The sequence below is a fragment of the Marinitenerispora sediminis genome (assembly GCF_003336425.1).
In the GTDB taxonomy this organism is placed as follows: Bacteria; Actinomycetota; Actinomycetes; order Streptosporangiales; family Streptosporangiaceae; genus Marinitenerispora; species Marinitenerispora sediminis.
On sequence record NZ_QEIO01000166.1, the window covers coordinates 1 to 10,467 of the forward strand.

Annotated in this window: 9 protein-coding genes; 5 read left to right on the plus strand and 4 right to left on the minus strand. The window is 74.9% G+C overall.

Going from position 1 to position 10,467, the window contains the following annotated elements:
- Positions 1-31: 31 nt before the first annotated feature.
- The gene (locus DEF28_RS23005) at positions 32-1,222 is read right to left on the minus strand and encodes an NAD(P)/FAD-dependent oxidoreductase (RefSeq protein ID WP_114446225.1); all 1,191 of its coding nucleotides are present in this window, start codon (positions 1,220-1,222) and stop codon (positions 32-34) included.
- The gene (locus DEF28_RS23010) at positions 1,219-1,536 is read right to left on the minus strand and encodes a bifunctional 3-phenylpropionate/cinnamic acid dioxygenase ferredoxin subunit (RefSeq protein ID WP_114400116.1); all 318 of its coding nucleotides are present in this window, start codon (positions 1,534-1,536) and stop codon (positions 1,219-1,221) included. The genes DEF28_RS23005 and DEF28_RS23010 overlap by 4 nt, the downstream gene beginning before the upstream one ends.
- A gap of 574 nt (positions 1,537-2,110) precedes the next feature.
- Between DEF28_RS23010 and DEF28_RS23015 the strand changes: the two genes are divergently transcribed.
- From DEF28_RS23015 to DEF28_RS23035, 5 genes are all read left to right on the plus strand, one after another.
- Entirely contained in the window at positions 2,111-4,585 is a 2,475-nt protein-coding gene (locus DEF28_RS23015; RefSeq protein ID WP_114400117.1) for a GcvT family protein, read from the plus strand.
- Positions 4,586-4,612: 27 nt separating this feature from the next.
- Positions 4,613-5,776 carry an N-methyl-L-tryptophan oxidase gene (solA, locus tag DEF28_RS23020; protein WP_114400118.1) on the plus strand — a complete coding sequence of 388 codons (1,164 nt, stop codon included), beginning with the start codon at positions 4,613-4,615 and terminating at the stop codon, positions 5,774-5,776.
- A 4-nt stretch (positions 5,777-5,780) separates the two neighbouring features.
- Positions 5,781-6,914, plus strand: a complete 1,134-nt coding sequence (locus DEF28_RS23025; RefSeq protein ID WP_114400119.1) for an aromatic ring-hydroxylating oxygenase subunit alpha — start codon at positions 5,781-5,783, stop codon at positions 6,912-6,914.
- 121 nt (positions 6,915-7,035) lie between these two features.
- Positions 7,036-7,362 (plus strand): hypothetical protein, encoded by a 327-nt coding sequence (locus DEF28_RS23030; RefSeq protein WP_147280234.1) that lies wholly within the window; start codon positions 7,036-7,038, stop codon positions 7,360-7,362.
- A 161-nt stretch (positions 7,363-7,523) separates the two neighbouring features.
- Positions 7,524-7,829, plus strand: a complete 306-nt coding sequence (locus DEF28_RS23035) for a hypothetical protein (RefSeq protein WP_114400121.1) — start codon at positions 7,524-7,526, stop codon at positions 7,827-7,829.
- Positions 7,830-7,940: 111 nt separating this feature from the next.
- Here DEF28_RS23035 and DEF28_RS23040 read toward each other — a convergent pair whose 3' ends face one another.
- Together DEF28_RS23040 and DEF28_RS23045 are read right to left on the minus strand one after the other, a co-directional pair.
- Positions 7,941-9,794: a bifunctional metallophosphatase/5'-nucleotidase gene (locus tag DEF28_RS23040; RefSeq protein WP_114400122.1), complete on the minus strand. Its 1,854-nt coding sequence runs from the start codon at positions 9,792-9,794 to the stop codon at positions 7,941-7,943.
- A gap of 336 nt (positions 9,795-10,130) precedes the next feature.
- Positions 10,131-10,467: response regulator transcription factor (locus tag DEF28_RS23045; protein WP_147280235.1), on the minus strand; the 337-nt coding region annotated here is incomplete at its 5' end.

Sequence of the window (10,467 nt, forward strand, 5' to 3'; positions counted from 1 at the left end):
GTGCTGGCGATGAACCGCCCCCGCCCCCGCCTTACGCCTCGGCCGGGACCGGCGGGCCGCTCGCCGGGAGCCGGCGGCGCAGCCGGGCGAACGGCCGGGGGCGGTTCATCGCCAGCACCGCGCGGGCCTCGCCGCCGCGCAGGTACACCGCGGCGAACGAGCGCTCCTCCGGGTCGCCCTCCTCGATGCGGACCTCGTCGCCCGGCGCGGCCGATCCCGCGAACTGGATCCGCACCCCGTACTGGTCCGACCAGAAGTACGGCACGTGCCGCGACTCCGCCACGGCCGACCCGGCGAGGAGGTTGCGGACCGCGACGTCCGGCTGCTCCGCGGCGTTGGACCAGTGCTCCACCCGCCGCTCGGGAGAGCGGCCGGGCCACTGGATCCGGGCGACGTCGCCGGCCGCCACCACTCCGGGCACCGAGGTGCGGCAGCCGGGATCGCACACCACGCCCTGCGCGGTCCGCACGCCGGAGCCGGCCAGCCACTCCGTGCCGGGCAGCACGCCGATACCCACGACCACCACGTCGGCGGGGAGCAGCCGGCCGTCGGCCAGCCGGACGCCCGCGACCCGGCCGCCGCCGCCGACCAGGCCCGCCACCTGGACACCGCACAGCAGCCGGATGCCGTTGTCGGCGTGCAGCGCCGCGCACACCCGCGCCATGCGCCCGCCCAGCACCGGAGCGAGCGGCAGCGGCGCCGCCTCCACCACGGTCACGTCCAGCCCGAGCGCGCCGCACGAGGAGGCGATCTCGGCCCCGATGAACGAGCCCCCCACGACCACGACCGAGGGCCGCCCGCGGCCGAGCTCGGCCCGCAGCGCCTCGGCGTCGTCGAGCGTGCGCAGCGTGTGAACACCCGCCATCCCCTCCGAGCCCGGGAGCCGGCGCGGGGCCGCCCCGGTGGCCACCACCACGCCGTCGGACACCACCTCCCGGCCGCCGGCCAGCCGCACCGACCGCCGGCGCGGGTCCAGCGCCACGGCCGGGCGGCCCAGCACCCACTCGGCGGCCAGCTCCGCCTCCTCCTCGTCGTCGTGCAGGGCGAGGTCCGCGACGGCGGCCTTGCCGAGCAGGACGTCCTTGGACAGCGGCGGCCGGTCGTAGGGGCGGTGCCGCTCCGCCCCCACGACCGTGATCCGGCCGTCGAAGCCGTGCCGGCGCAGGGACCGGACCGCTGTCAGTCCGGCCAGCGACGCGCCGACGACCGTCACCGCCCTCACGCGGCCTCCTCCCGGGCCGCCGCGTGCACGTAGACCAGCCCGTCGCGGACCGCGACGTCGTAGGTGCGCACCGGCCGCCGCGCCGGGGGGCAGGTGGGCATGCCCGTGCGCAGGTCGAAGGCGGAGGCGTGCAGCGGGCACTCCACGAAGCACCCCTCCAGCCAGCCCTCCGACAGCGACGCGTCCTGGTGGCTGCAGGTGTCGTCGACGGCGTACAGCCGGCCGTCCACGTTGAACACGGCGATCGGCACGTCGGCGTCGACGCGCACGCTCTCGCCCGGGGCGAGGTCGTCGAGGTGGCACGCGTAGATCATCACGTCTCCCGTACTGCGCTGGGACTCGGACGGTGGGACGGCGGCCCGCACCGCCGGCCGCGCGGGCACGGTGGGGCGGCGGGGCGGCGCGGACGAGCCCGCCCCGGACGGGCGGCCGGAGGCCGACGAAACGGGGAGACGGCCGCTCAAGGACGGGTGGAACGGCGCATGAGTTGTTCTCTGCGCAACGCAGCGGCCATCACGCAACAGTCTCGGATCGCTCTCCCGGGCGCGTCAACCCCTGATTTCCCGGCCTCGGTTTGGTCACCACCGCGTAACAACGGTTAACCGGAGCGGGTATTGACGGCCCGCCGAGCCGCCCCGCATCGTTGTTCATCGTGCGATCGCCGCGCACCATGCGCAACTCGGTGCCGACCGCGGCCGTCCGCCGTGTCCAACGTGAAGGGACGTCGCCCATGAGTGCCCGACCCGTCCGTGAACGCCCCGACCAGCCCGAACAGCCCCCGTCGGCCAGCCCGAGCGGCTGCGGAGCGGACAGGCTCCCCCGCGCCGGCGCCCGCGCCCGCGCCGGCACCGCGACCGCCGACCGACGCCAGGACCGGGAGCAGACACCATGCCAGGCAGGTTGAACACCGGCGGCCCGCGGGTCGTCGTGATCGGGGCCGGGATCGTCGGCTGCGCGCTCGCCGACGAGCTCACCGCCCGCGGCTGGACCGACGTCACCGTCGTGGACCAGGGGCCGCTGTTCGCCACCGGGGGGTCCAGCTCGCACGCGCCCGGCCTCGTCTTCCAGACCAACGCGTCCAAGGCCATGACCGACTTCGCGCGCTACACCGTGCGCAAGTACCGCGATCTCACCCTCGACGGGCAGTGGTGCTTCCGCCCGGTCGGGGGCCTGGAGCTCGCCACCACCCCCGAGCGCTGGGCCGACCTCCACCGCAAGGCGGGCCTGGCCGCCTCCTGGGGCGTGCCCGCCCGGCTGCTGCCGCCCGAGGAGTGCGTCCGGATGTGGCCGATGCTGGACCCCGGCGCCCTCCACGGCGGCCTGCACACCCCCGACGACGGCGTCGCCAAGGCGCTGCGCGCCGCGGAGGCGCAGGCCAGGGCCGCCGCCGCGCGCGGCGCGGAGTTCCGCGCCCACCACACCGTGACGGGGATCGAGCAGCGCGGCGGCCGGGTCACCGGTGTCGTCACCGACCGCGGCACGCTGCCCGCCGACATCGTGGTCTCCGCGGCCGGCTTCTGGGGACCGCGGATCGGCCGGATGGCCGGGGTCACCGTCCCGCTGCTGCCCATGGCGCACCAGTACGCCGTCACCGGCCCCGTCGCCGCCCTGGCCGCCGGCGCCGACCCGCACCTGGAGACCTCGCGCCCGATCCTGCGCCACCAGGACCGCGACCTGTACTTCCGCGAGCACGGGGACCGCGTCGGCATCGGCAGCTACGCGCACCGCCCCATGCCGGTCCGGCTGGAGGACGTCGCGCCGCCCGGCGGCCCGGGCGCCATGCCCTCGGTGCTGGAGTTCACCAAAGACGACTTCGAACCGAGCTGGGCCGACGCCGTCGCACTTCTGCCGCCGCTGGCGGACGCCGCCGTGCAGGAGGGCATCAACGGGGTCTTCTCCTTCACGCCCGACGGCATGCCGCTGCTCGGCGAGGCCCGAGAGCTCGCCGGGTTCTGGCTGGCCGAGGCCGTGTGGGTGACCCACTCCGCCGGAGTCGCCAGGGCCGTCGCCGAATGGCTCGTGGACGGGCGTGCGGGGACCGACGTACACGAGTGCGACGTGCACCGCTTCGAGGACGTCCAGCTCGCTGCGCGCTACGTGGCTCAGCGCAGCGAGCGCGCCTTCGTCGAGGTCTACGACATCGTCCACCCGCTGCAGCCCGCCGCCGAGCCGCGGCCGCTGCGCACCAGCCCGTTCCACCCGCGCCACGAGGCGCTGGGCGCGGTCCTGCTGGAGGCGGCCGGCTGGGAGCGGCCGCACTGGTTCGAGGCCAACGCCGGACTCGCCGCTGACCTGCGCCTGCCCGAGCGCGACGCATGGTCGGCCCGCCACTGGTCGCCCATCGCCGCCGCCGAGGCCCGCGCCACCCGCGAACGCGTGGCCCTGTACGACATGACGCCGCTCAAGCGCCTGGAGGTCGCCGGGCCGGGCGCGCTCGACCTCCTCCAGCGCCTCACCACCAACCAGCTCGACCGCGCGGCCGGCACCGTCACCTACACGCTGCTGCTGGACCGGGCGGGCGGCGTGCGCGGCGACCTCACCGTCACCCGCCTGGCCGAGGACCGCTTCCAGGTCGGCGCCAACGGCAACCTCGACCTCGACCACCTCCTGCGCCACGCCCCCGGCGACGGGTCGGTGCGCATCACCGACCTCACCCCCGGCACCTGCTGCGTCGGCGTGTGGGGGCCGCTCGCCCGCGACCTCGTCCAGCCGCTCACCGACGACGACTTCTCCCACGAGGGCTTCGGCTACTTCCGCGCCCGCCGCGCCCGCATCGAGCACGTCCCCGTGCTCGCGCTGCGCGTCTCCTACGTCGGCGAACTCGGCTGGGAGCTGTACACCAGCGCCGACCTCGGGCTGCGGCTGTGGGACGTGCTGTGGCGGGCCGGCGCCCGGCACGGCGCGGTGGCCGCCGGGCGCAGCGCCTTCAACAGCCTCCGCCTGGAGAAGGGCTACCGGGCCGCGGGGGTGGACATGACCACCGAGCACGACCCCTACGAGGCCGGCCTCGGCTTCGCGGTGCGGCTGGACAAGGGCGACTTCACCGGCCGGTCCGCGCTGCTGGAGCGCGCCGGCCACGAACCCGCCCGCCGGCTGGCCTGCCTCACCCTGGACGAGCGCGCCCACGTCGTCATGGGCAGCGAACCCGTCTACCTGGACGCACAGGGCGGCGGCGCGGTCGGCTACGTGACCAGCGCGGCCTACGGCTACACGGTCGACCGCCCGATCGCCTACGCCTGGCTGCCCGCCGCGGCGGCCGCCCCCGGCACACGGGTGCACGTCGAGTACTTCGGCGAGCGCCGGCCCGCCACGGTCGCCGCCGAGCCGCTCGTCGACCCCGAGATGGCGCGCATCCGCCGCTGACGCCCGCCCGGAGAGGACCCTGTCACCATGAACACCAGCTACGACGTCGTCGTCATCGGCCTGGGCGGCATGGGCAGCGCCGCCGCCTACCACCTCGCCGCCCGCGGAGCGCGCGTCCTCGGCCTGGAGCGGTTCGGCCCCGCCCACGACCAGGGCTCCAGCCACGGCGGATCGCGGATCATCCGGCAGGCCTACTTCGAGGACCCCGCCTACGTGCCGCTGCTGCTGCGCGCCTACGAGCTCTGGGAGCGGCTGGAACGCGACTCCGGTGCCGACCTGTTGGTCCGCACGGGCGGACTCATGATCGGCCGCCCCGACTCCCGCACCGTGGCCGGCAGCCGCCGCTCCGCCGAGCAGTGGGGCCTGCCCCACTCCATGCTGGACGCCGCCGAGATCCGCCGGCGCTTCCCCACCTTCACCCCGGAGCCCGACGAGGTGGCGCTCCACGAGGAGCGCGCCGGACTGGTCCGCCCCGAGGCGACGGTCGCCGCCCACCTGCGGCTGGCCGCCGCGGCCGGCGCGGACCTGCGCTTCGAGGAGCCGGCCGTCGAGTGGGACGCCCCGCCCGGCGGCGGCGTCCGCGTGACCACGCCCGCCGGCGGATACACCGCCGAACGGCTGGTGGTCTGCCCCGGCGCCTGGGCGCCCCGGCTGCTGGCCGACCTCGGCGTCCCCCTCACCGTGGAGCGGCAGGTGCAGCACTGGTTCGCCCCGCGCGGCGGGATCGGGCCCTTCCTCCCGGAGCGGCATCCGATCTACATCTGGGAGGACGCGGCCGGCGAGCAGGTCTACGGCTTCCCCGCCGTCGACGGCCCCGCCGGCGGCGTGAAGACCGCCTTCTTCCGCCGGGGCGCCGAGTGCACCCCCGAGACCATCGAGCGGCGGGTGGCCCCCGCCGAGACCGCCGTCATCGCCCGGCACCTCGCCACCCGGCTCCCCGACGTCCCCGGCGCGCCCCTGCGCGCCGCCGCCTGCATGTACACCAACACCCCCGACGAGCACTTCGTCATCGCCCGGCACCCGCGGCACTCCCAGGTCACGGTGGCCTGCGGTTTCTCCGGTCACGGCTTCAAGTTCGTCCCGGTGGTCGGCGAGATCCTCGCCGACCTGGCCACCACCGGCCGCACCGACCACCCCATCGCCCTGTTCGACCCGCGGCGCAGCCGCACCGAGCCGACCCGCACGAGGTGAGAACGTGACGACCACCGACCTGCCGTCCAGCCTGATCCCCACCCTGCCCGGCCGCTACTACACCGATCCGGCGGTCTTCGCGCTCGAACAGGAGCGGATGCTGCAGAGCATGTGGTTCTGCGCGGTCCGGGCCGCCGACCTCGACCGGCCCGGCGCGTTCCGCACCGTGCAGGTGGGCGCCGAGAACGTCATCGTCAGCCGCAACCGCTCCGGCCTCGTCCGGGCCTTCCTCAACGTGTGCCGGCACCGCGGCGCCCGGCTGTGCGCGCAGGAGCGCGGTGAGGTCCGCAGGTCCTTCCAGTGCGCCTACCACGCCTGGACCTACGACCTCGACGGCCGGCTGGTCGCCGCGCCCAACCTCGTGCGGATGCCCGACGTCGACCGCGACGCGTTCGGCCTGGTGCGGGTGCGCGTGCGCGAGTGGCTCGGCTACGTGTGGGTGTGCCTGGCCGACGACCCGCCGTCCTTCGAGGAGACCGTCATCGGCGCGGCCACCGAGCGCCTCGGCGACGCCGACGCCATCGGCCGCTACCGGATCGAGGAGCTGTCCGTGGGGCGGCGCATCGTCTACGACGTGCGGGCCAACTGGAAGCTCATCGTCGAGAACTTCATGGAGTGCTACCACTGCGGCACCATCCACCCCGAACTCACCGAGGTGCTCCCGGAGTTCGCCGAGGGCTACGCCGCGCAGTACTACGTCGGCCACGGCGCCGAGTTCGGCGCGGAGGTCCGCGGGTTCACCGTGGACGGCGGCGAGGGCTTCACCCGCCTCGGCGGCGTCACCGAGGACCAGGACCGCCGCTACTACGCGATCACGATCCGCCCCCAGGTGTTCGTCAACCTCGTCCCGGACCACGTCATCGTGCACCGCATGTTCCCGCTGGCCGCTGACCGCACCGTGGTGGAGTGCGACTGGCTGTACAGCCCCGAGGTGGTCGAGGCCGGGCACGACGTCTCCCGGTCGGTGGAGCTCTTCCACCGCGTCAACCAGCAGGACTTCGACGCCTGCGAACGCTGCCAGCCGGCGATGTCCTCGCGCGCCTACAGCGGGGGAGGGGTGCTGGTGCCCGTGGAGCACCACATCGGGGCGTTCCACGCGTGGGTGGCGGAGCGGCTGGGGGACGCCGCCCCGCGGTGACACGGCAGGTCGGACCTCCCGCGGATGCGCGGGCGGGTGCGGTGTACTGGTGACCGGCGCGCCGGCCGGACCCACCCGGGCCGCCGGGGCCGCGCCGACCTCGCGGACGAAAGGCAGCGACATGCGCATCATCCTTCGGCGCCGGCTCGGCGTGCTCGCCGCCGGCGTGGGACTGGCGGCGAGCACGGTGCTCACCACGGCGCTGCCGGCCGAGGCCCGGCCGGGCAACAGCTTCACCTGCGACGAGGTGCGGGTGCCGCCGCTGGAGGAGTCCGAGGAGGCGACGGGCCGCGGCGGCTGCGTCGCCGACTCGCCGCGGCCCGATCCGCAGGGGCCCGGGTTCATCACGCCCCGGGTCAGCGGGCCCACGGTGCAGTGCGTGGACGTGATCGGGTACCGCGCGCCCCGGTACGTGCGCGGCGAGGGCTGCCGGATCGTCGCTCCGTGAACCGTGTCGCGGGGGTGATATCCCGTTCCGCGGCGCTCTGACCGGTTAGGGTGCACGGAGTGGGCGCCCGACCGCCCACCGTGACCACGACCGGTCGGACAGGTCGGACTCCGCCCGCGCGGCGGCGCCGCGCGCTCCGGCCCGACGGACGAAAGGCAGCCATGCGTATCGCGATCCGGACCCGGGTGTCGGCCGTGCTCGCGGGCACGGGACTCGCGCTGAGCGGGGCCGCGCCCGCCGCGGCGTGGCCCGGCAACAGCTTCACCTGCGACATCCTGGTGATCGACTCCAACGGCCACGCCCTGGGCGAGGACAACTGCGAGCCCGACAACGCCGGCCAGGAGAACCAGGGCCTCGGGTTCATCTCCGTCCGTTCCGGCCTCTTCGACACGTGGTGCGAGCACGTCGACGGCTACGAGGCGCCCGAGCGGGTCTACGGCACCGGGTGCCGGTTCATCGACGGCTGAGCGGCCGGCGCCATGCCGGATTCCCCGCCGGCGCGGGTGCGCCCCGGGCCGCGCGGAGGCGGACCGGGGCGCTGGTGCGGCTGGCCGGGGAGCGGGTCAGCCCGTCCGGGTTCAGCCCACCCGGGTGATGCGGCCCTCGCCGCCCTCGGGGTAGTCCGCGGCCGTGATCCGGCCGCCCAGGTCGTCGGTGAGGAAGGTCTGCAGCGCCTGCTGGTAGGTGACGCCCACCGAGGTGAACGGCAGACCGCGGAACGGGTACTGGTCGCCGCCGCGGGCGGAGAAGTCGTGCGTGGCCACCGAGATAGCCGGGCCGTCGACGACCTCGCCGTCCGCCACGATCACGGTGCCGTCGGCCAGCACCACGTCGCGGACCCGCTCGCCGGCCTGCTGCACCACGCCGTCGTCGTTCACCCGCTGCGCGGTGCCCGACGGGTCGTAGCTGAACGACAGGCCCGCCACCTGGGCGAACCGGCCGTCGGCGGCCGGGATACCGGAGACCGCGTTCTCCAGTAGCTCCTTGACCTGCGCCCGCGGCACGTCCGGGACGACCGCGACGAAGTTGGCGAACGGCGCGATCTCGTAGGTGTCGAGCTCGGTGATCTCGCCGGCCGGGATCAGCGCGCCGTTGCGGATGCCGCCGCCGTTCTGCAGCGCGATCTGCGGCGGCGTGACCCCGTACTGCCCGGCGTTGGCGCGGCCGGCCGCGAGCGCGGAGTCGGCCAGCAGGTTGCCGAGGTTGGTCTCCTGGGTGCGCACGCCCGGATCGCGGCGGCCCTCCAGCGCGACCTCGCTGGTCGCCACCACGTTCTCCGCCATGGCGTCGACGTACTCCTGGACCGGCTCGACCACGCGGCGCTGCGTCCGCCGGTCCGGCTCGACCGCGTCCTCGCCGACGCCGGAGACCCGCACCGGGCCCGACTGGTCGGAGACCGAGACGACCTCCCCGGACCGGTCGAAGTTCACCACGAGCTGGCCCACGTACTTGTACCCGCCGGCTGTGGTGACCACCGGGACGTCGACGCCGTCGGCGTCGGGGACGTACAGCGGGTAGCGCAGCGGGTCGCCGGTCTCGGGGTCGGCGGTGATGGTGTCGCCGGGCACCAGCGGGGTGTCGTCGTCGGCGAGCAGCTCGTGGCCGCCGCCCGCGATCACCACGTCCACGCCGCTCAGCTCGGGGACGAGGGCGCGCTCCTCGGTGATCCCCTGCAGGTGGGAGATCAGCACGATCTTGTTGACGCCCTGGGCGGTGAGGGCGTCCGCCTCGGCCTGGACGGCGGCGGCGATCTCCTCGTCGACCTTGACGCCGCGCGGGCTGGAGATGGCGGCCAGCAGCGGCGTCTCCAGGCCGATCACGCCGATCTTCTGGCCGCGCTCCCGGACGATCGTGCTCGACGCGAGCCGGCCCCGCTCGGCCAGTTCGGCCAGCGACTCCTCACCCGAGACGTCGATGTTGGCCGAGACGAACGGCGCCCGTCCGGGCACGCCCGCGATGAAGTCGGCGAGCACGTCCGGCCCCAGGTCGAAGTCGTGGTTGCCGAGTGCCAGGGCGTCGTAGCCGATCTCGCCGATCGCGAGCGAGTCGTAGTAGGGGGTGCCGTTCTCCAGGCTCGCGGTGAACTGCGGCCCGGGCAGGAAGTTGTCACCCGAGGACAGCGTGACCACGCCCCGGTTGGTCCGGGACTCGCCGGACTGCGCGGAGGACGGCCGCACCGCGTCGCGCTGCAGCTGGTGCACCAGCGCGGCGAACCGGGCGACACCGCCGTAGTCGGGGTCGGCCGGCGTGCCGAGCAGGTGGGACTCGCCGTCGTTGTTGTGCAGGATCGTCAGGGTGAAGGCCGCCCGGCCGGCGCCGTGGCCGGCCGCCGTGGCGTCGGCCGCCGCCGGGGGCGCCAGCGACACGGTGACGGCCGAGGCGACGAGCACCACGCTCGCTGTCCGCCGGAAGGAGGAGGGGGGTCTGAACATGGGGTCCCTGTCTGGAAAAAGGCATAGAGGACCGGGGTGCGCGGCACCCCGGGAAGTCCAGTGGAGCCAATCATGCTAGAGGTCCGCGGGGAACAGCAGGGGGAGGCCAGGTAGCGATTTGGACACCGATCATGCTTCCGGCCAGCCGCGGCGCCCGCACCCCCGCGTACAGTGACGGCGGGGGCACGCCCGGTGTCCTTCGGGCGCCCTCCGGGGGCGCCGCGCGAGGGCGGGGGCGGCGGTGGCTGCCCGGTCTCGGCGGCGCTTGGATCGATCAGTCGTGACAGGGGTCGGCGGTCCAGGTCCGTCCCATCCCCGAACCAGGCGCACCGGCCGCTACAGCCAGTCGTGCTGGTGGGCGTGGCGTGCCGCTTCGTGGCGGGTGCGGGTCTGGGTCTTGGCCATGGCGTTGGAGAGGTAGTTGCGTACGGTGCCCTCGGCCAGGTGCAGCCGGGCGGCGGTCTCGGCGACGGAGTAGCCTTGGCGGGTCTCGCGGAGCACGTCGGTCTCCCGGTCGGTGAGGGGGCAGTCGTCGATGACGGCGAGGGCGGAGACGTCCGGGTCGATCCAGCGTCTGCCCTGGTGCAGGGCGGTGATGACCGCGGCGATGTGCGCCGGTTCCGCGGACTTGCTGACGAATCCCTGGATCCTGAGTTTCAGTGCCTTGCGGAGC